Consider the following 19,651-nt stretch of genomic DNA (forward strand, 5'->3'; position numbering starts at 1 on the left):
CCGCTTTCACGACGGGGAGAACGGCTCTCCAGCCCGTTCTCCCCGTCGTCGTTTTCTTGGCGTTACCTGGCTCGTGTTGAGCGAGCATCCACGATGCGATCGGGGCGGGTGTAGACGTTGGCGTGATCGCCCCTGACAAAGCCGACCAAGGTGATGCCCGCCGCTTCGGCGGTGGCGACCGCCAGCGCTGTTGGGGCCCCGACGGCGGCGACGACCGGCACCCCGGCCATCGCCGCCTTCTGCACCAACTCGAACCCGGCCCGCCCGGACAGCACCAGCAGCCGTCCCGCCAGCGGCAGCTGGCCGTGTTGCAGCGCCCAACCCAGCACCTTGTCGACCGCGTTGTGGCGGCCGACGTCCTCCCGGACGGCCAGGATCGAGCCGTCGGGTGTGGCCAGGGCGGCACCGTGGGTGCCGCCGGTCTGCTCGAACAGGTGTTGACCGGCGCGCAGCCGGTCGGGCAGCTGGAGGACCACATCGGCGGCGACGGTCGTCGGATCACCATCAGCGGGAAACGAGGTGGCCAGGGTCATCGCATCGACCGCAGAGGTCCCGCAGATGCCACACGAGGCGGTCGTCGTTCCGAGACGCACCCGGGCGGCCGGCGGCGCATCAACCTCCTCGCCGAGGACCACGTCCAACACGTTCAGCCCATCGTCGCCGTCGACACCCAGGTTGAACCGCGCCGAGACCACGTCGTCGACGGCGGTGACGATGCCTTCGGCGAGCAGCCACCCGTGGGCCAGGTCCACGTCCTCGCCGGGGGTCCTCATCGTCGTCGTCAGCACCCGGCCGTCGAGCCGGAGCTCGAGGGGCTCCTCGTGGGCGACCGTGTCGCTGGCGGCGTCCGGGTGCAGCCGGCCGGCACGGATGTGGAGGACCGGCCGTCCCCGGGTGCGGTGGCTCATCTGGCCATCGTGTCACGGCGCAGCGCGTGCCCGGCGGGGCTTCGGCGTGACATCGTCCGTCGACGGTGACAGGGTGCGGGCGATGGCCGATCGATGTGCAGCGCTTGCCCACCTCATCGTCGTCGCCGGCGGTGGCGGTGAGCGTTTGGGTGGGGTGGACAAGCCGCTCAGCGTCGTCGGCGGGCGACGTCTGATCGACCACGCCCTGGGCGTTGCGGTGACCGGGCGATGCCTGGTCGTGCGCCCGTCCGACCGGCACCCGATCGGGCGGGTTGTGGGGTTGGCCACGGTGGAGTCGGTGGCCGAACGGCCGGCTGGCGGCGGACCCGCAGCCGGCATTGCGGCCGCCCTCAATGCCCTGGGTCGTCCCCGGGACGGTGATGCGGGCGGCGAGCCCGCCGAAACGAACGTCGGCGCCCTCGTGGCGGTGCTGGCCGCCGACCACCTGGCCCCGCTCGACGCGGTGGTCGCCGAGCTGGTCGAGGCGATTCGGCGCCATCCCGAATCTGGAGTGGCCGTGGCTGCCCCCGCGGGCGAGCCGCAGTGGCTGACTGCGGTCTGGCGGTTCTCGACGCTGATCGAGGCGGTCGACGCTCTGGGAACGGCTGACGGAGCGTCGGCCCGGGCGCTCACCAATCACGGCACGCCGCTGTTGGTGGAAGTTCCTCGGGTGGTCAGCCTGGACGACGCCGAAGACCTGTGGGCGGCGGTGGCCGACGGCTCGCCGGCACTTGGCGTCGCCGGCCCGATGCCCGCCCGAAGCCGGGTGGTCGACGCACTGTCCGGCGCTGGGGGCGTTGGTGGGGTCGGCGACACCGTCGACCCCGATGGCCACGCTGCCACCCTGCTCGGCGTCGTTGAAGCCGTGCCGCCGCCCTCGGAATGGACGACGGTGCGGCCCGCCATCCCTTGGGTGTTCGTGGGGCCTCCCGCCCCGCCCGCTGCCCACTGGGCCGGCGCCCATCTGGTTCCGCTGGAGCGCTGACGGCGTCCTTGTGGCTGCGTCCGGCCTCAGTCGTCCAGGTGCCCCAACCAGCTTGGGCGGCGCAGGGCGAACGTAGCCGCCAGATAGGCGCACCCGGCGACGACAACCGTGGGCCCCGGCCCGAAAAGGTCGCTGGTCCATCCCTGGGCGAGCGACCCGAGGGGGATCGAGAGGGTGAACAGGGTGATGTAAAGCGCCAGCACCTTGCCCCGCATCGACTCGTCCACCTGGATCTGCAGCGTGGTGTTGAGCGTTGCGGCAATCGGCAGATAGGCGGCACCTGCAACGAGCAAGGCGACCAGCCCGATCAGGTACACCGGGGTGGCGGCGAAGGCGACCAGCGCGACGCCGTAGACCAGCATCGCCACCCCGGCGAGGCGGCTGCGGGCGACGCCCGATCCGGGTCCAGCGATGATCGGAGCGGCGAGCACCGAGCCGATCCCCAGCGCCGCGCTCAGCAGCCCGTACTCCAGCCCGCCGACGCGGAACACCTCCTCGGCGAACACGATGACCAGGGAGAAGACCGGCTGACCGAACAGCCCCAACACCACCACCGACAGATAACAGGCAGCCATGCCACGATGGCGACGGACGTAGGCGATCGTGTCGGCCGCATCGGTGAGGACCCTCGGCCTGGGCGTGGTCACCCGCTGCCGGGCGGCGAGGGAGATCATCGACAAGGCGATGAGCACGGCGACGTACGAGGCGGCGTTGATGAAGAATGCCGGGCCCGGGCCGAGGGTGACCAGCACCAGCCCTCCAAGCCCCGGGCCGAAGGCCCGCGCTGCGTTGAACTGGGCCGAGTTGAGGGTCACTGCGTTGAGCAGGGCCTCCCGGGGCACCAACTCCGAGACGAAGGCCTGCCAGGCCGGAGCGTTGATGCCCGTGATCACCCCACCGGTGGCGACCAGGCCGATGATCACCGGCACCGATGCTCGGCCTGAGCTCCAGGCAACGCCCATGGCGATGGCCACAACCGCCATGGCGCTCTGCGTGACCAACAGGATGCGCCGCCGGTCGAGACGGTCGGCCAGCGAGCCGCCCAGCGGCGACATGAGCGCCATCGGTGCCAGCTGACTGAAGGCGGCGATGCCCACCCACGTCGACGACTCGGTCAGCTGGAACACGACGTAGGGCACTGTGAGGTTCTGCACCCAGGTGCCGCTGTTGGACAACAGCGCCCCGATCCAGAACAGCCGGAAGTTTCGAAACCGGAACGCGGCCGCAGCATCGCGCAGGCCGGGCTTGGCCGGCGGCGTGGCGGGCGTCTCGGTCGGGGCGTCGCCGGGGGACGGAGCGGAAGCGATGGCGGCCAACCTACCCACGGAGGTCCGCTCCCCGGGGCGGGCGTTGGATGATCAACCTTCGGCGCCTCGGTTAGCGTCGAGGCGTGGACGTGTTGTCATCGCGAGTGCTTGTGGCCACGGACGACCTCCAGGCCTCCGTGGCGTGGTGGTGCGACACGCTGGGCCTGAGCGTCGCCCGGGAATACGGCGCCGACGGCGTGGTGACCGGGGTGGCGTTGTTCTGTGGAGGGGTGCTCGTCGAGCTCACCGGCCGGGGTAGCGACCCGGCGTCGCTCGTCCTGTGGTTGCAGGTACCCGACGTGTTCGCCGAGGCCGAGCGGCTCGTCGTCGCCGGCGTTGCCCACGAGGGCCTGCCCGAACAGATGCCGTGGGGCCTGATCGAGTGGCGGATCACCTCACCGGAGGGCGTGGAGCTGGTGCTGGTTCAAATCCCCGACGACCACCCGCTGCGGAGCCGGCTTCACACCGCTTGACTCCAGCCGCCGTCGCTGTCCGAGTCGGCCCTACTTGATGAAGAGCATTTCCTGGTAGGTGAGCAGCGGCCACAGCTCGTCGTCGACGATCTCCTCCAGCAGGTCGGTCGCAGCACGCACTGCGTTCATTGCCGGGAGAATCGTCTCTCGGCAGTAGGTGGCCTGCTCGCCGATCGGCGCCGCGTCGGGGAGACCGTCGATCGCCTGTGCCAGCGGCGCGACAGCGCAGGTCAGCTCGGTCACCAGTTCGGTCACCCGGGTGAGGGTCTCGGTGTCGCCGCCGAGGCCGAGGGCGACCAGCTCGTTCTCCGTACCGGCCAGATTGGCCTGAAAACGCTTGACCGACGGGTAGATCAACGTCCGCGCCATCTCGAGTGTCGAGCGGGCCTCGACGCTGATCGACATGACGTACTGGCCCATGTACGCCTCGTAGCGGCTGTGCAGCTCGCGAGGGGTGAGGACGTCGAGACGATCGAAAAGCTCCTGGGCCTCCTTCGTCTCGTACACCGAGAGGGCTTCGGGTGTGGCCTTCAGGTTGGGAAGGCCCCGCCGTGCTGCCTCGTCCTGCCACTCGTCGGAGTAGCCGTCGCCGTTGAAGATCACCCGTCCGTGCTTGACCATCACGTCCCTCAGGACGTCCTCGACAGCTTCGTTGAATTCGGAGCCGAAGGCGACCGCCTGCTCGATCTGGGTGGCCATGTAGTCGAGGCTGTCGGCCATGATCGAGTTGAGCACGACCAGCGGACCCGAGATCGACTGCGAGGACCCGACCGCCCGAAACTCGAAGCGGTTGCCCGTGAAGGCGAACGGGCTGGTGCGGTTTCGGTCGCCCGGGTCCTTGGGCAGCTGCGGCAGCGTGTCGGCGCCGACCCTCAGGGTGCCGTGCACCTTGGACGATGACGCCCCGCCGCCCTGGGCCACCTGCTCGAACACGTCGTGCAGCTGGTCGCCGAGGAACACCGACATGATGGCCGGCGGCGCCTCGTTGGCGCCCAGTCGATGGTCGTTGGCCGCCGTGGCGATCGCCGCGCGCATGACATCGGCATGCTTGTCGACGCCGCGGATCACCGCCGCGCAGAACACGAGGAACTGGGCGTTCTCGTGAGGCGTGTCGCCGGGGTTCAACAGGTTGCCCTGCTCGGCGTTGCCCAACGACCAGTTGATGTGTTTGCCCGAGCCGTTCACCCCGGCAAAGGGCTTCTCGTGGTGCAAACAGACCAGCCCGTGACGGTGGGCGACGCGGCTGAGCGTCGACATCACCAGCTGCTGGTGGTCGGCGGCGACGTTGCCCTCCTCGTGGATGGGAGCCAGCTCGTACTGGCCGGGTGCCACCTCGTTGTGTCGGGTTTTGGTGGGGATGCCCAGCTTGAGCATCTCCCGCTCGGCGTCCAGCATGAAGGTGAGCACCCGCTCGGGGATGGCGCCGAAGTAGTGGTCGTCGAACTCCTGGCCCTTGGGCGGCTGGGCGCCCATCAGGGTTCGACCGGTGGACATCAGGTCGGGCCGGGCGAAGTAGAAGTTGCGGTCGATCAGGAAGTACTCCTGTTCGGCGCCGGCGATGGACGCCACCCGCGAGGGGTCCTCGACGCCGAAGAGGCGCAACATGCGTTGGGCCTGCACGTTGAGTGCCTGCTGGGAACGCAGCACCGGGGTCTTCTTGTCGAGCGCTTCGCCGGTCCAGGACACGAACGCCGTCGGGATGCACAGCGTGTTGCCGTTGGGGTTTTCGAGGATGTAGGCCGGGCTGGTGACGTCCCAGGCGGTGTAGCCGCGGGCCTCGAAGGTCTCCCGGATGCCGCCGCTGGGAAACGACGACGCATCGGGCTCGCCCTGGACCAGCGAGCCGCCGGAGAAGTTGGAGATCGCCAGCCCGGCGCCGTCGGTATCGAGAAAGCTGTCGTGCTTCTCGGCGCTCAGACCGGTGAGGGGGTAAAAGACGTGGGCGTAGTAGCTGGCGCCGTGCTCGGTGGCCCAGTCCTTCATCGCCGAGGCGACGACGTCGGCGACCGACGGGTCGAGGCGGATGCCCTCGTTGACGGTGGCCTGGAGCGACTCGTAGACCGCCTTGGGCAACCGGCTCTGCATGACCGCTTTGGTGAACACGTTGCGGCCGAACAGCTCGGCGGGTGTCTCGATGCCCGATCCGGGATGGATCGCGCTCGGACGGCTGGTCGTGGCTGCTAGCGCCTGGGTTCGAACGGCTCTCCCGCTCATGTGTGGGTGCTCCTGGGGTGGGGGGAAGCGTCGGCGTGAGCCGAGCGTCACGGGCCGGGCCAGGTGAGCCCACGTGTGTTTGCCCACCGAGGCGGCGACGACGTCAGCCCCACTATACCGCCGGGGTGCCGGCGCCCCCGGCGCCGACCACCCGCACCGGTAGGATGAAGTCATGGCTCGGAAGTACCTGGTGCGCACCTTCGGGTGCCAGATGAATGAGCACGACTCCGAGCGCATCGCGGGCGTGCTCGAGGCCGACGGGCTGGAGGCCACCACCGAGGTGGCCGATGCCGATGTGGTCGTGCTCAACACCTGCTGCATCCGCGAGAACGCCGACAACAAGCTGTACGGCACGCTGGGCCACCTGAAATCGGAAAAGGACCGCCGGCCCGACCTGGAGATCGTCGTCGGTGGTTGCCTGGCCCAGAAGGACCGCGAGACCGTGCAGCGGCGGGCCCCGCACGTCGACGTCGTCATGGGCACCCACAATGTCGGCCGGGTCGGCGAGCTGCTCGAGGCATCGCGTCGCGACGGCCCGATCATCGAGATTCTCGAAGCGACCGCCGCCGAGGACCACGAAGCGTTCCCGTCGGCCCTGCCCGCCAAGCGGGAGCAGGGTTGGGCCGCCTGGGTGACCATCCAGTTCGGCTGCGACAACAGCTGCGCGTTCTGCATCGTGCCCGCCGTGCGAGGCCCCGAGATCAGCCGCCCGTTCGGCGACGTGCTCGACGAGGTGCGACGGGTCGCAGCAGACGGCGTGACCGAGGTGACCCTGCTGGGCCAGAACGTCGACAGCTACGGGCGCGACCTCACGCTGCGCCTGCGGGGGGAGGGGTCCTCGGTTTCGACCGGCTCACCCGAACACGACCCTCCCGATCCACGTTTCACCGTCGGCGACGCCTGGCTCGACGAGCGGGCGACAGCGGGTGGGCCCGGCCGTGCCCGGCCGCTGTTCGGCGACCTGCTGCGCGCCGTCGGTTCGGTGCCCGGCATCGCTCGGGTGCGCTTCACCAGCCCCCACCCCAAGGACATGCGCACCGACACGATCGCCGCCATGGCCCAGACGCCGGCGGTGTGCGAACACCTGCACCTGCCGATGCAGTCCGGCAGCGACGCCGTGCTCGCCGCCATGCACCGTGGCTACACCGCCGAGCGCTACCTGCGGGTGGTGAGCGATGCCCGCGCCGGCATCGACGACCTGGCGCTGACCACCGACGTCATCGTCGGGTTTCCCGGCGAGACCGACGCCGACTTCGAGGCGACCCTGGAGGTGTGCGCCGAGGTCGGCTTCGATGCCGCCTACACGTTCGTCTACTCGCCCCGTCCCGGCACCGAGGCGGCGGACATGACCGACGCCTTCGTCGAGCACGCGGTCTCGGTCGAGCGCATGGAACGCCTGCGTGCGGTGATCGACCGGTCGGCGAGGCGAGCCAACGAGGCTCGCGTGGGGCGGATCGACGAGGTGGTCGTCACCGGCCCCTCGCGTCGCGATCCGTCGATGATCACCGGGCTGACCCGACACAACAAGCGCATCCACCTGCCCGGACCGTCGGGGGCCCGCCCTCGCCCGGGGACGTACCTGACCGCCCGCGTGACCGAGGCCCGCATGACCAGCCTGGTCGGCGAGGTCGTCGAGATCGGCGATTCGCCGGCCCATCGCACGCGCATCCCGGTCGCCGCCGGATGACCGGGTCCGGCGAGCCGTCCGTGCCCACCCCTGGGCACAGCGGTGCGTCGGTCGAGTTCGTGGAGGCCGATGACGGTCCGGAGCTGGTCGTCAAGACCGGCCCGGTTGGACCGGACGCTCCCTGGGGCAACGTCGCCGACGAGGTCGCCCGGCTCGAGTGGGCGGCAGGGGTCGGCGCCCCGGTGCCTCGGGTGGTGAAGTTCACCGACCATGGCGACGGTACCGCCACCTTGGTGACCGAACGCCTGGGCGGGTTCGAAGCGACGCGCAAGGAGGCGCGGGCGCGTCCCGAGGGACTGGTCGACCTGTTCGGCAAGGCGTTGCGGGTGTGGCACGACAACCTGCCGGTCGCCGACTGCCCGTTCCGCAGCGACTGGACGACCCGCCTGGACGTCGCCCGAACCCGCATCGACGCTGGGAAGGCCACAGCGGCCGACCTCGACCCCGCCTATCAGCGGATCGACTTCGACGTGTTGTTGGCCTCGCTCGATCGACCGAACCCCGACGACCCCGACGATCTGGTCGTCATCCACGGCGACCCGTCGCTGCCCAACATGATCATCGGCGGCGGCGGGCTGTCCGGCTGGGTGGACATCGGTCGGCTCGGGGTCGGGTCGCGTTGGTGCGACCTGATGATCGGGGCGACGACGGTGGCCTCCAACCTTGGTCCGCTGTTGGTGCCGGCCCTGTTCGAGGCCTACGGCGTCGACATCGCCGACACGCTGGCGGTCGACGGCTACCAGCTGCTCGAGCAGTTCCTGTAGGGACGTCCCAAGGTTCCGCCCGCTCCAGCGTCAACGCAGCGGACGGACGGTGAGGTCGGTCCAGTCCGCGTCGCCACCGGCGTCGACGATGGCGCGCACTGCCTGCGCCACCGCAGTCGGGTCGAGGTACTCGTCAGCGTTGTAGGTGCCGCCCTCCTGCTTGCGGACCGCCCGCTGCATGTCGGTGTCGGTCCGAGAGGGGAACAGCGTGGCGACCCGCACCCCGTCCGGCGCCACTTCGTGGCGCAGCGCGTCGGCGAAACCCCGCAGACCCCATTTTGAGGCGGCGTACGAGGTCCAGTTGGGATTGGCGACCAACCCGGCGGTCGAGTTGATGAACACCACCCGGCCGCGTGCGGCCCGCAGCGCCGGAAGGCACAGGCGGGTCAGCTCGGCCGGTCCGGCCAGGTTGACCGCCAGAGCCTCTGCCCACGCTTCGGGGTGCTGGTGCTCGAGCGGTGCCACCCGCACCGCACCGGCCGCGTGGATCAGCAGGTCGAGGCGTCGGGGCAGCGCGGCCCCGACACCGAGGATCAGCTCCAGGTCCTCGGGTTGGCTGAGGTCGGCGGCCACCCAGCTGGCCTCGGGCAGTTCTTCGGCCAACCCGGCGAGCACGGCGGCGTCGCGCCCGAGCAGGACCTGACGATGGTCGGCGAGTGCGCCCACCAAGGCACGGCCGATGCCCCCGGTGGCACCGGTGATCAGGGCCGCCGGCCTGGCGGAGCCTGACCTGGCAGGGGAGGGCCCGGGAGCAGACGGCATCTCAGCAGGGTAGTTCCCGAGATGCCGCACCCGATCCGGGAATGAGGCCGGCCCGCCGGCCATCCTGGGGGAGGGAAGCCTTCTGGCCGCGACCCGGGGAGCGCGACCCGGGCGCAGCCCTGGCGCCGAACCCGTCGCTGGGTCATCGTGAACCGATGGCGAACGCAACCGATCCCGACACGGCGGAACCATCTTCTCCCGGCGAAGGCCTGGCCGTCGGTGAGGACGGGCGGGTGAGGTGCGCCTGGGGCATCCACCCCGACATCTATCGCACCTACCACGACACCGAGTGGGGTCGGCCGGTCACCGACGAACGGGCGATCTTTGAAAAGCTGTGCCTGGAGGGATTCCAGGCCGGTCTGTCATGGCTGACCATCCTGTCGAAGCGCCCGGCGTTCCGCGAGCGCTTTGATGGCTTCGATCCTGAGGTGCTGGCCGCCTGGGGCGAATCCGAGGTGGAGGCTGCGCTGGGCGACGCCGGCATCGTGCGCAACCGGGCCAAGGTGGAGGCCACCGTCGGCAACGCCCGGGCGACCCTCGATCTGTGGGTGGCGGGCGACTCGCTGAGCGAGCTGCTGTGGTCGTGCGGAGGCGCCTCGGGGTCATCGCCCGAGGCAGCCCTTCCTGAGGCGACAGCACTGTCCAAGGCACTCAAGAAGCGGGGCTTTCGCTTCGTTGGTCCGACGACGGTGTATTCGACACTCCAGTCGCTCGGGGTCGTCAACGACCACCCGGCCCGGTGCTGGGTGCACGCCGACTGCCAGGCCGAACAGGACCGGGCACGCGGGCGGCTGGCAGACTCCACCGGGTGACCCGCCTGGTACTGCCCGAACACCCCAACGCCGACGACGCGCTGGAAGCGTTCCTCGGGTGGGTGGCCGATCAGGGCCTCGCGCTCTACCCGGCCCAGGAGGAGGCCATTCTGGCGCTCTTTGCCGGCAGCCACGTGATCCTCACCACGCCCACCGGATCGGGAAAGTCGCTGGTCGCCACCGCCGGTCATGTGGCCGCCCTGGCGGCGGGGGAGCGCTCGGTCTACACCGCCCCGATCAAGGCGCTGGTGTCGGAGAAGTTCTTCCAGCTTCGGGAAGCGCTCGGCGACGAGATGGTGGGGATGCTCACCGGTGACGCCACGATCAACCCGGACGCGCCGGTGATCTGCGCCACCGCCGAGATCCTCGCCCACCAGGCCCTCGGCGGTACGCCGGGGGGCGCACCGACCCACGTCACCATGGACGAGTTCCACTATTACGACGAGCCCGACCGAGGCTGGGCGTGGCAGGTGCCGCTGCTCGAGTTGGCCGACACCCGGTTCCTCGCCATGTCCGCCACCCTCGGTGACATCAGCTGGTTGGCCGACGACCTGCTGCGGCGAACCGGACGGGACGTCGAGGTGGTGACCGGCATCGAGCGGCCCGTGCCGCTGAGCTTCGAATACCGGACGACATCGCTGACCGAAACGGTCGAGGAGCTGATCGCCGCCGAGCGGGTGCCGGCCTACGTGGTGCACTTCACCCAGCAGGCGGCCACCGAGCAGGCACAGGCGTTCACGTCGTTGAACGTGCTGACCAAGGCCGACCGCCAGGAGTTGTCCGGCGTATTGGCCGGGGTCCGCTTCGATACCCCCTTTGGCAAGGACCTCAAGCGCTTCTTGTCCCATGGTGTGGGCGTGCACCATGCCGGGCTGTTGCCCCGCTACCGCCTGCTGGTCGAGCGTCTGGCCAAGGAGGGCTGGCTGCGGTTGATCTGCGGCACCGACACGCTTGGGGTCGGCGTGAACATTCCGATCCGCACGGTGCTCTTTACACAGCTCTACAAGTACGACGGCGTCGAGACCCGCATCCTCACGGTCAGGGAGTTTGCCCAGGTGGCAGGCCGGGCCGGGCGGCGCGGCTACGACACCGAGGGTTACGTCCTCGCCCAGGCTCCTCCGCACGTGGTCGAGAACCTTCGGGCGGAGCAGAAGGCGGGCACCAACACCGCCAAGCTGCGCAAGATCGTCAAGAAGAAGCCGCCCGAACGCGGCTACGCCCACTGGAACCGCGACACCTTCGAACGGCTGACCGCCGGCACGCCGGAGCGGCTCAACTCCCGCCTGACGATGACCCACTCGATGGTGCTGCACGTGCTCTCGCGTCCGGGCGACGGCGAGGTGGCACTGGCCCGTTTGATCGAGGGGTCACACGAGAGCGAGGGGGCCAAGCTGGCCCTGGCCGACCGGGCGGCGGCGATCATCGGCTCGCTCGAGGCGGCGGAGATCCTCACCCGGCTGGAGGAGCCTGGAGGCGACGGCCGGATACTCGTTGTCCACGGGGACCTTCAGCAGGATTTCGCCCTCGACCGGCCCCTGTCGCCCTTCGTCGTCGAGGTGGTCGACAGCTACGAGCCCGACGACCCTGAGTACGCGTTGTCGGTGCTCTCGGTGGTTGAGGCTTCGCTGGACGATCCCCGCCAGGTGCTGATCGCCCAGCAGCGCAAATCTCGCGACGAGGCCTACCAGCGGATGAAGATGGACGGCGTCGATTTCGACGAACGCCAGGAGCGGCTGGCGGAGATCCGTTGGCCCCAACCGCTGCGCGACGAGTTGCTGGCGATGCTCGCCAGCTTCTCCGAACGTCACCCATGGGTGACGGGGGAGTGGGTGCGGCCGAAGGCGGTTGCCCGGGATCTCTATGAGCGGGGCCTTGGCTTTCGCGACTACGTGTCGCTGTTGGGGGTCAAGCGCTCCGAGGGGGTGCTGTTGCGCTACCTGACCGAGGTGTATCGCACCCTGCAGCGCAACGTGCCCGAGGGCGCCCGCACCGAGGAGCTCGAGGAGATCACCGCCTGGGTGGGCGCAGTGATCCGCCAGGTCGACTCGTCGCTGCTGGAGGAATACGAGCTGTTGGAGGGCGCCCTGGGGGAAGGCGCCGAGGTGGCGGTGCTCGACGCAGCGGCCCTCGACACCACGCCGCCACCGATCACCGCCGACCGGCGGGCATTTCGTGCGATGGTGCGCACCGAGGTGTTTCGCTGGGTGCAGGCGCTGGCCCGCCACGACCACGGAGCGTTGGCCAAGCTGGTGTTCGAGGACGGTACCCAGCAGGACCTGGTGTGGTGGCGCGACCTGATGGAGCCCTACTGGGAAAAGTGGGACTCGATCGGCATCGACGCCGATGCCCGCAGCGCACGGTTCCTGCAGATCGACGAGTACGACGATCGCTGGGCGCTCACCCAGTGGTTGGTCGACCCGGAGGAGACCAACGAGTGGAGCCTGACCGCCCGGGTGGATCTGCGGGCCTCCGACGAGGCGGGCGAGCCCGTCGTGGCGCTGGTGCGGGTGGGACGGGGCTGAGGGTGGTCGAACCCGAGGATCTGGGTGCCGAGCTTCGGCGGGCGATGAGCGACGTGCGCTGGGATCTGGGCCTGGCCCCCCTGTCCGACGCCGAACTCGGCGCCGCAGCGCCGCGCCCGGCGGCGGCGGGAAGCACTGCGCGTCCCGGGTCGGGTCGTGCCCGTTGGGCGGGTGCGGAAGGGCTGGATCGGCCGTGCGCGCTGGTCGGGCCAACCGCCTCCGGCAAGACGGCGGTCACGCTGGCGCTCGCCGAGCTGGTGAGCCCGCTGGAGGCGGTGGCCGCCGACTCGATGACCGTGTACCGGCACCTCGACATCGGCACGGCGACGCCGACGCTCGCCGAGCGCCGAAGAGTGCCCCACCACCTCGTCGACACGGTCGAGCCACATGAGGAGTTTTCGGTGGCCCGCTTCCAGAGCGCCGCCGACGAGGCCTTCGACGACATCGTCGGCCGCGGAGCACACGGGCTGCTCGTCGGTGGAACCGGGTTGTACCACCAGGCGGTGATCGACGATCTGGCCCTTCCCGGCCGATTTCCGCAGGTGCTTGCCACGCTGGAGGCCGAGGCGGTCGATGAGGACTGCCTCCGGTCGATGCACGGGCGCCTGGCCAGCCTCGACCCGGTGGCGGCCGAGCGAATGGAGCCAACCAACCGGCGCCGAGTGCTGCGAGCGTTGGAGGTCACGCTGGGCGCCGGCCGCCCGTTCTCGTCGTTTGGGCCGGGACTGGATGCCCACCCGCCGACGCCGTTCGTGCAGGTTGGGCTTCGTCTGGAGCGGGCGGTGACCGCCGGTCGCATCGCCGAGCGCTTCGACGCAATGATCGACGCCGGCTTGCTCGATGAGGTGCGGGCCCTGGTGGAGCTGCCGGGCGGCCTCTCGCGGACCGCCTCCCAGGCGCTCGGATACCGAGAGCTGGCCGAGCACCTCAACGGTGAGCGCACCCTGACGGACGCCGTCTCGGCTGCCGTGCAACGCACCCAGCAGCTGGCGGTTCGCCAGGAACGCTGGTTCCGGCGCGACCCCCGGCTGGTGTGGGTGGACGCAGAAGCGGACGCGGCTACCGTCGCCGACCGGGTGCAGGCGGCCTGGGCAACGGCTGGGGCATGGGAGCCGACCTGAGGTCCAATGGCCGCCATTCCGGGAGAGAGAAATTCCGAGGGCCACGGCCGGCCAGGACCGATAGCGTGGGCTGCACATGCACTTCACCAAGCACCACGGCCTGGGCAACGACTTTCTGGTCGCCCTCGAAGCGAACAACGGCCCGCTTTCGGCCGGCCCAGAGCTCGCCCGCTCGCTGTGCGATCGACACACCGGCATCGGGGCCGACGGGCTGATCTGGGGGGCTGCGGCCCCCGATGCAGATGTGGCTTTTCGCCTGCACAACGCGGATGGCACCGAAGCGGAGATCTCCGGCAACGGGCTGCGTTGTCTGGCTCAGGCCTGGCTGCGTTCCGCCAACCGCAGCGATGGTCAGGTGTCGGTGGCCACGCCCGGCGGGGTCCGCCAGGCCATCGCAACGTCCTCGGACGATCCGGCGACACTCACCGTCTGCGTCGAGATGGGCCCGGTCGGCGCCGGCCCGGAGCTGCCAGCGGTCATCGGCGAACTGGGGATCGACCAAGCGATGTCGGCGTCGGTGGGCAACCCCCACGTCGTTCTGCTCGGCCCTGGCTCGTTGGCCCCGAACCTGGCCTCGGTCGACTTGATCAAGGTGGGGCGTCGCGTGGAGAGCGCCGTGCCGGGCGGGGCCAACGTCCACCTGATCGAACAGTCAGGGGAGGACCGACTGGTCATGCGACCGTGGGAGCGCGGCGTCGGCATCACCGAGGCCTGCGGTTCGGGCGCCACCGTGGCGGCTTGGGTGGCCCGCAGCTGGGGGCTGGTCGGCGACACGGTGGTCGTTTCCATGCCCGGTGGTGAGGTGACGGTCGAACTCGGGTCACAGTCGGCGTCGCTGATCGGTCCGGCCACCTATGTGGCGGACGTGGAGACGCATTGAGCAACACGAACATGAAGGGCAACAACATCAGCGACGACGGCATCGGCGACGAGGATTTCTACGGCGGAGCGCTGACCGATGACGATGCGGCCGATGAAGCGGTATCGGTCGTCGAGCCGGCCGAGCCCACCGAGGATTCGCACCGCGGTGGTTTTGGCGAGTTCGGTGGTGAGACCCGAGGTCTCATCGAGCGAACCTACCGGGAGCGGATCCTGCTGGTCGCCGTCGCCATCGACGGCGCCGGGGGCGCCGGCACCGTCGAGGATTCCTTGGACGAACTGGCATTGCTCGTCGACACGGCGGGCGCCGACGTGGTGGGTCGCATCACCCAGCGGCGTCGCGCCCCCGACCCGGCCACCTACGTCGGATCCGGCAAGGCGGCCGAGATCAAGGCGCTCGCCGAAGCCACCGACTGTGACACGGTCGTCTTCGACGACGAGCTGAGCCCTGCCCAGCAGTTCAAGCTGGAGAAGCTGCTCGGCCGCACCGCGATCGACCGTACTGCGGTGATCCTGGACATCTTCGCCCAGAACGCCTCTAGCCAGGAGGGCAAGGCCCAGGTCGAGTTGGCCCAGCTTCGCTATCTGGCGCCCCGATTGAAGGGCCGCGGCCGGGCGCTCTCCCAGCAGGCCGGTGGCCTCGGAGGCGCCCGACGCGGTCCGGGCGAGAAGGCGCTGGAGACCGACCGCCGTCGGCTTGGACGGCGGGTGCACAAGCTCGAGTCCGAACTCCGGGAGGTGGGACGCCACCGGGCCACCCAGGCAAAGGCCCGCCAACGCTCGGGCGTCGCCCACGTGGTAGTCGTCGGCTACACCAACGCCGGCAAGTCGACGCTGGAGAACGCTCTGACCGACGCCGGGGTCCTCGTCGAGGACCGGTTGTTCGCCACGCTGGACCCGACGACCCGTCAGCTGGCGTTGCCGGGTGGGGAAGTGGTGCTGCTCACCGACACGGTCGGCTTCATCCGCAAGCTGCCCCACGAGCTGGTCGAGGCCTTCAAAACCACCCTGTCGGTCGTGTCCGAGGCCGATCTGCTCGTGCACGTCGTCGATGCCTCGTCGGCCGACCCGGCCGAGGAGATCGCAGTGGTTCGGGCGATCATCGCCGAGGTAGGGGGTGGGGATCGCCCGGAACTGCTGGTGTTCAACAAGGCCGACCTTTCCCCCGACGCCGACCGGCTGGCCGAGGCGAGCCCGGGTGCGGTGGCGGTGTCTGCGGCAACCGGTTTGGGGATCGACGCGTTGGTCGAGGCGATCGGTGACCGCCTCCGCTCGCAGCGCCCGGTGGTCGAACTGCACATCCCTTGGGCCCGGGGCGATGTCATCGCCTCGGTGCACGCCCACGGCGAGGTGCTCTCCGAGGTGTCCGGACCCGACCAGATGGTGATGCGAACCCGACTGCGCGAGGAGCAGCGGGGCCGTTTCGCCGAGTTCGAACCGGCGGCGCCAGTCGAGCCTCGATGATCGAAGGGGCGATCGACCTGCGGCTCGGGTCGCCGTGCGACCCCCCGCCCGACCTGGTGATCGACGCGATGGCGTCGGCCGCCGACAGCCTGGGGCCCTACGGCAAGTCGGTGGGCTCGCCCGTCTTCCGGCAGGCGGCGGCCGACTGGATGCGCCGTCGACTCGATGTCGAGATCGACCCCGAGTCGGTGGCGGCCTGCGTGGGGACCAAGGAGTTCGTCGCCGGCCTGGCCCTACTGCTCGGGGCGGGATGTGGCCGCGGCCGGGACACCGTGCTCATCCCGGCGGTCGCCTATCCCACCTACGCTGTGGGCGCCGAGCTGGCCGGCTGCCGGGTGGTGCGGGTGCCGATGACCGATCGCTTCACGCTCGATCTGGCTGGGGTCGATGCCGACGATGCCGCCCGTTCCAGGCTGCTGTGGGTGAACTCGCCCGGCAACCCGGCCGGCGGACTCGACGATCTGGAGGCGGCTGCGGCCTGGGGGCGCGAGCGGGGCATCGTCGTGTGCTCCGACGAGTGCTACGTCGAGTACACGTGGAGCGGAGCGCCGGTCGGCGAGGTGGGGCTGCCGGCCTCGACGATGCTCTCCTCGGGAACGAGTGGCGTGTTGGCGCTCCACTCGCTCTCCAAGCGATCAAACCTGGCCGGGGGGAGGATCGGGTTCTACGCCGGCGACGCCGCCCTCATCGCCGAGCTGGGGGAGCGGCGCCGGGAATTGGGGTTGGTGGTGCCCGGACCCATGCAGGCTGCCGGAGCGACGGCTTGGAGCGACCAACAACACGTGACCGAGCAGCGCGAGCGTTATCTTCGGCGCCTCGAACGCCTGGCGGAGGCGGCCGTGTCGGCCGGGTGCTTCGATGTTCGCCTGCCGGAGGGCGGGTTTTACCTGTGGCTGGACGTTGGCGATGACGACCGTGCGGCGGTTGCGACCCTCGCCGGGGCGGGCGTCCTGGTGCAGCCGGGCTCGATCTACGGGGCGGCCGGAGCAGGCCGGGTCCGCCTGGCCGCCGTACGCCCCGACGCCGAGATCGATGAGGCCGCCCGGCGTCTGGAGGCACTGCGTGGGGTCCTCGCCGGCGGCGCCGGTTTGCGGCGGTGAACGCTCCAGGCATGCTCGTGCACCCACCCGACGGGTTGGGGCTGCGATGATGGGGGCGATGACGTCGTCGGCAACCTCGCGCCCTCACCTGCCCGGCGCCTCGACGCGCCCCCAGTCGGTGAGACCATCGGTGATCTGGGCCTATCTGGGGGCTGCGATGGCGGTGGTCGGGGTGATTCTTGCCGTCAGCTTGGTCGCCATCGGATTTCTCTCCGACGGTGGTCCCGAAGAGGTGGGACGAGCAGATTTCCCCGGTCAGGTGTCCTTCACATCCCCGTCCCGGGACAAGCCGTTTGCCATCTACCTCGAGCGCTCCACCCTGTCCGGGGACCCAGGTGTCCCGGGGTATTTGACACCGATCGTCACCCGAGGCGATGGCGAGGTTCCGGTCGATACCGATGCCAAGATCGATCGCCATGCCGGTGTGTCGACCGAGATGATCCCGATCGGCTCGTTTGTCGCCGTCGGAGGTGACTACACGGTGACGGTCGACCCGGACGGTTCCTCGGCCGGTGACGATGTTGCCATCGTCGTCGCCGATCCCGATGTGGCGTCGACCGGCACCGCCCTCATGATCTGGGGGGCGGCAGTTGGCGCCGGATTGTTCGTGGTCGGCATGGGAGTGGCGGTCGGCGTCGGGCGAGCACGCGACCGGGCGCGGGTGAGGGCACTGGTCGAGGGTCGCGCCGGTACCGAGTCCGGCGGAACTCCGTGAGTCCTCAGGAGGGAGCGGTACAGACGGCCGACGAGGTGGCTCAGTCCAAGGCAATGCGCTGGGCGATGGGGTTGTTGTTCGCAGCCGGCGTGTCGGTGATGGTCGGGTTTCTCGCCACCCAGTTGCTGACCGGCCGGTCGATGGAGCGTCTCGGCCCGTCGAGCGATGCCGTGGTCCGTGAACGGGTTCCCTCCAGCGAGAAGGTGCGCATCGAACAACCGGGCACCTACGACGTGTTCTACGAGCAGGCAGCGCCGTCGACGGGGGTGCCCGGATCCCTCGACGTCACCGTCCGTTCGGATCGGGGCGAGCTGGGCTTGGACACGCCGGATCCGGTGCTGAGCACGATCATCGACGATCGCAGCTACGTGGCCTTTCACACCGTGAGGATCCCGCGCGCCGGCACGTACACCCTCGACGTGGCGGTCAAGGGAGGCGAGCCGGCGGGATCCCTTTTCGAGGACGACCGCGTCGTCCTCGATCGGGCCAACCGGGAGGCCGATGCCTTGTGGATGTTGCTGGGTCTCGCACCGGCGGCGGCCGGGTTGGTTTTGGCGGCCTGCTTCGGGGTCGCCTCGGTGTGGGTCCGGGCGCGGAGTGCCCGGGCCGGCCGGGCGGACGGACGAGGACCTTCGGGCGGGTCGGCATTCGCCGGCCGCTGGGGCCCGCCAACCGATCACGCCTTCCGCGATCCGCCGCCGCCGCCGGAATTCCCCCGGGCAGGGCCCCCGGCTGGCCCCGATGCCGGCGACCAACCGCCGACCGAAGGTGAGCCTCCGGTCGCCGACGACCGTGCCTGAGCTCACGACCGACCTGCTCTCGGCGACCAGCCGGTTGATGGGGGTGCGGTCGGAGAGCTTCGACGAGCGTGCACTGGCCGATCTCGTCGAGGCTGACCTGTCTGCGCTGGTGAGCGCTCGAGGGGAGACCTTCACGGTGGACCGGGTTGGGGACAACGTCGTGGCCCGGACCCACCTCGGCCGTTCCGCCCGATTGATCCTGGCTGGGCACCTCGACACGGTTCCCGCCAACGACAATTCGATTCCGCGACTGGACGGCGATGTGCTGTGGGGGCTGGGCTCGGCCGACATGAAGGGCGGCCTGGCCGTCATGTTGGACCTGGCCTGCGCCATCGCTGAACCGGCGGTCGACGTCACCTGGGTGTTCTATGCCCGAGAGGAGGTGGCGACCGCCCATTCGGGGCTGCTCGAGCTGGAGCGCCTTCGACCCGACCTGCTCGGCGGAGACGTCGCCCTCCTGGGGGAGCCGACCGATGGTGCGCTGGAGGCGGGCTGCCAGGGGTCGGTGCGCGTGCAGGTTGCGCTCAGGGGTGTCCGGGCCCACACCGCTCGGGCATGGATGGGGCAGAACGCCATCCATCGAGCGGGCGAGCTTTTGTTGCGGTTGAACGACTGGCGGCCTCGGCGACCGACGATCGATGGCTGCACCTACCATGAGGCCCTCCAGGCGGTGGCCATCGAGGGCGGCGTGGCCGGCAACGTGGTGCCAGATGCGGTCACGCTCACCGTCGTCCACCGCTTCGCCCCGGACCGCGGCCTCGACGAGGCGGAGGCCTGGCTGCGGGGCTGGCTGGTCCCTTCGTTGTCCGACGGTGATGCGATCACGGTGGTTGACCGGTCGCGAGCTGCCCCTCCAGGGCTCGGGCACCCGCTGCTCGCTCGGCTGATCGAGCGTCATCACCTGGAGACCAGAGCCAAGCTCGGATGGACCGACGCCGCCTTCTTTGCTGAGCGCGGTATCCCTGCGGCCAACTTCGGGCCCGGGGACCCGGTCGTTGCCCACACCGCCGACGAACGGCTTGAGCGAGCGAGCATCGATCGGGTCTGGGCGGTGCTCGGGGACCTCTTGGTGAACGGCGTCGTCGACGTTCCGTAGCCATGTCCCTTCCCACCTTTTACCGGTTCTGCGGGGCGACCC

General features: G+C 70.0%; 17 protein-coding genes. 13 read left to right on the forward strand and 4 right to left on the reverse strand.

Going from position 1 to position 19,651, the window contains the following annotated elements; all coding sequences use genetic code 11:
- Positions 1 to 62: 62 nt before the first annotated feature.
- Positions 63 to 908: a formate dehydrogenase accessory sulfurtransferase FdhD gene (gene fdhD / locus IPN02_18965; protein ID MBK9298868.1), complete on the reverse strand. Its 846-nt coding sequence runs from the start codon at positions 906 to 908 to the stop codon at positions 63 to 65.
- Positions 909 to 990: 82 nt separating this feature from the next.
- On the opposite strand from fdhD, the gene IPN02_18970 reads away from it, so the two are divergent.
- On the forward strand, positions 991 to 1,893 hold the full coding sequence (locus tag IPN02_18970; GenBank protein MBK9298869.1) for an NTP transferase domain-containing protein: 903 nt from the start codon (positions 991 to 993) through the stop codon (positions 1,891 to 1,893).
- Positions 1,894 to 1,919: 26 nt separating this feature from the next.
- On the opposite strand, the gene IPN02_18975 is transcribed toward IPN02_18970, so the two are convergent.
- Positions 1,920 to 3,218 (reverse strand): MFS transporter, encoded by a 1,299-nt coding sequence (locus tag IPN02_18975; GenBank protein MBK9298870.1) that lies wholly within the window; start codon positions 3,216 to 3,218, stop codon positions 1,920 to 1,922.
- A gap of 65 nt (positions 3,219 to 3,283) precedes the next feature.
- Between IPN02_18975 and IPN02_18980 the strand changes: the two genes are divergently transcribed.
- Positions 3,284 to 3,673 (forward strand): VOC family protein, encoded by a 390-nt coding sequence (locus tag IPN02_18980; GenBank protein ID MBK9298871.1) that lies wholly within the window; start codon positions 3,284 to 3,286, stop codon positions 3,671 to 3,673.
- Between the two features lie 30 nt (positions 3,674 to 3,703).
- On the opposite strand, the gene IPN02_18985 is transcribed toward IPN02_18980, so the two are convergent.
- Entirely contained in the window at positions 3,704 to 5,887 is a 2,184-nt protein-coding gene (locus IPN02_18985; protein ID MBK9298872.1) for a glutamine synthetase III, read from the reverse strand.
- A 172-nt stretch (positions 5,888 to 6,059) separates the two neighbouring features.
- On the opposite strand from IPN02_18985, the gene IPN02_18990 reads away from it, so the two are divergent.
- Complete coding sequence (locus tag IPN02_18990) at positions 6,060 to 7,574, forward strand: radical SAM protein (GenBank protein MBK9298873.1); 1,515 nt, start codon at positions 6,060 to 6,062, stop codon at positions 7,572 to 7,574.
- Positions 7,575 to 7,594: 20 nt separating this feature from the next.
- The gene (locus IPN02_18995; protein ID MBK9298874.1) at positions 7,595 to 8,338 is read left to right on the forward strand and encodes a phosphotransferase; all 744 of its coding nucleotides are present in this window, start codon (positions 7,595 to 7,597) and stop codon (positions 8,336 to 8,338) included.
- A gap of 30 nt (positions 8,339 to 8,368) precedes the next feature.
- Here the strand turns inward: IPN02_18995 and IPN02_19000 are convergent, their stop codons facing one another.
- Positions 8,369 to 9,100: an SDR family oxidoreductase gene (locus IPN02_19000; protein ID MBK9298875.1), complete on the reverse strand. Its 732-nt coding sequence runs from the start codon at positions 9,098 to 9,100 to the stop codon at positions 8,369 to 8,371.
- 155 nt (positions 9,101 to 9,255) lie between these two features.
- Here IPN02_19000 and IPN02_19005 point away from each other — a divergent pair, with 155 nt between their 5' ends.
- The 9 genes from IPN02_19005 to IPN02_19045 all read left to right on the forward strand — a co-directional run bounded on the left by IPN02_19005 (position 9,256) and on the right by IPN02_19045 (position 19,609).
- Positions 9,256 to 9,912: a DNA-3-methyladenine glycosylase I gene (locus IPN02_19005; GenBank protein MBK9298876.1), complete on the forward strand. Its 657-nt coding sequence runs from the start codon at positions 9,256 to 9,258 to the stop codon at positions 9,910 to 9,912.
- Positions 9,909 to 12,434 (forward strand): DUF3516 domain-containing protein, encoded by a 2,526-nt coding sequence (locus tag IPN02_19010; GenBank protein ID MBK9298877.1) that lies wholly within the window; start codon positions 9,909 to 9,911, stop codon positions 12,432 to 12,434. Before IPN02_19005 ends, IPN02_19010 begins: the two co-directional genes overlap by 4 nt.
- Before the next feature lie 44 nt (positions 12,435 to 12,478).
- On the forward strand, positions 12,479 to 13,555 hold the full coding sequence (gene miaA, locus IPN02_19015; protein MBK9298878.1) for a tRNA (adenosine(37)-N6)-dimethylallyltransferase MiaA: 1,077 nt from the start codon (positions 12,479 to 12,481) through the stop codon (positions 13,553 to 13,555).
- Positions 13,556 to 13,631: 76 nt separating this feature from the next.
- Complete coding sequence (gene dapF, locus IPN02_19020) at positions 13,632 to 14,435, forward strand: diaminopimelate epimerase (protein ID MBK9298879.1); 804 nt, start codon at positions 13,632 to 13,634, stop codon at positions 14,433 to 14,435.
- 11 nt (positions 14,436 to 14,446) lie between these two features.
- Entirely contained in the window at positions 14,447 to 15,898 is a 1,452-nt protein-coding gene (gene hflX, locus IPN02_19025) for a GTPase HflX (protein ID MBK9298880.1), read from the forward strand.
- Entirely contained in the window at positions 15,895 to 16,998 is a 1,104-nt protein-coding gene (locus tag IPN02_19030) for an aminotransferase class I/II-fold pyridoxal phosphate-dependent enzyme (GenBank protein ID MBK9298881.1), read from the forward strand. Before hflX ends, IPN02_19030 begins: the two co-directional genes overlap by 4 nt.
- 58 nt (positions 16,999 to 17,056) lie before the next feature.
- Positions 17,057 to 17,713, forward strand: a complete 657-nt coding sequence (locus IPN02_19035) for a hypothetical protein (protein MBK9298882.1) — start codon at positions 17,057 to 17,059, stop codon at positions 17,711 to 17,713.
- Positions 17,710 to 18,513: a hypothetical protein gene (locus IPN02_19040; GenBank protein MBK9298883.1), complete on the forward strand. Its 804-nt coding sequence runs from the start codon at positions 17,710 to 17,712 to the stop codon at positions 18,511 to 18,513. The genes IPN02_19035 and IPN02_19040 overlap by 4 nt, the downstream gene beginning before the upstream one ends.
- Positions 18,455 to 19,609 carry a succinyl-diaminopimelate desuccinylase gene (locus IPN02_19045; GenBank protein ID MBK9298884.1) on the forward strand — a complete coding sequence of 385 codons (1,155 nt, stop codon included), beginning with the start codon at positions 18,455 to 18,457 and terminating at the stop codon, positions 19,607 to 19,609. Before IPN02_19040 ends, IPN02_19045 begins: the two co-directional genes overlap by 59 nt.
- The last annotated feature ends 42 nt before the right edge of the window (positions 19,610 to 19,651 follow it).

Origin of the sequence: Candidatus Microthrix subdominans, from assembly GCA_016719385.1 — a bacterium.
Taxonomy (GTDB): Bacteria; Actinomycetota; Acidimicrobiia; order Acidimicrobiales; family Microtrichaceae; genus Microthrix; species Microthrix subdominans.

Bases quoted from the DNA above. Each gene is read 5' to 3' on its own strand.
- IPN02_18985 (MBK9298872.1), bottom strand. From the start codon at position 5,887: ATGAGCGGGAGAGCCGTTCGAACCCAGGCGCTAGCAGCCACGACCAGC.
- IPN02_18990 (MBK9298873.1), top strand. From the start codon at position 6,060: ATGGCTCGGAAGTACCTGGTGCGCACCTTCGGGTGCCAGATGAATGAG.
- miaA (MBK9298878.1), top strand. From the start codon at position 12,479: ATGAGCGACGTGCGCTGGGATCTGGGCCTGGCCCCCCTGTCCGACGCC.
- IPN02_19035 (MBK9298882.1), top strand. From the start codon at position 17,057: ATGACGTCGTCGGCAACCTCGCGCCCTCACCTGCCCGGCGCCTCGACG.
- fdhD (MBK9298868.1), bottom strand. From the start codon at position 908: ATGAGCCACCGCACCCGGGGACGGCCGGTCCTCCACATCCGTGCCGGC.
- IPN02_18970 (MBK9298869.1), top strand. From the start codon at position 991: ATGGCCGATCGATGTGCAGCGCTTGCCCACCTCATCGTCGTCGCCGGC.
- IPN02_19005 (MBK9298876.1), top strand. From the start codon at position 9,256: ATGGCGAACGCAACCGATCCCGACACGGCGGAACCATCTTCTCCCGGC.
- IPN02_19045 (MBK9298884.1), top strand. From the start codon at position 18,455: ATGCCGGCGACCAACCGCCGACCGAAGGTGAGCCTCCGGTCGCCGACG.
- IPN02_19000 (MBK9298875.1), bottom strand. From the start codon at position 9,100: ATGCCGTCTGCTCCCGGGCCCTCCCCTGCCAGGTCAGGCTCCGCCAGG.
- dapF (MBK9298879.1), top strand. From the start codon at position 13,632: ATGCACTTCACCAAGCACCACGGCCTGGGCAACGACTTTCTGGTCGCC.
- hflX (MBK9298880.1), top strand. From the start codon at position 14,447: ATGAAGGGCAACAACATCAGCGACGACGGCATCGGCGACGAGGATTTC.
- IPN02_19030 (MBK9298881.1), top strand. From the start codon at position 15,895: ATGATCGAAGGGGCGATCGACCTGCGGCTCGGGTCGCCGTGCGACCCC.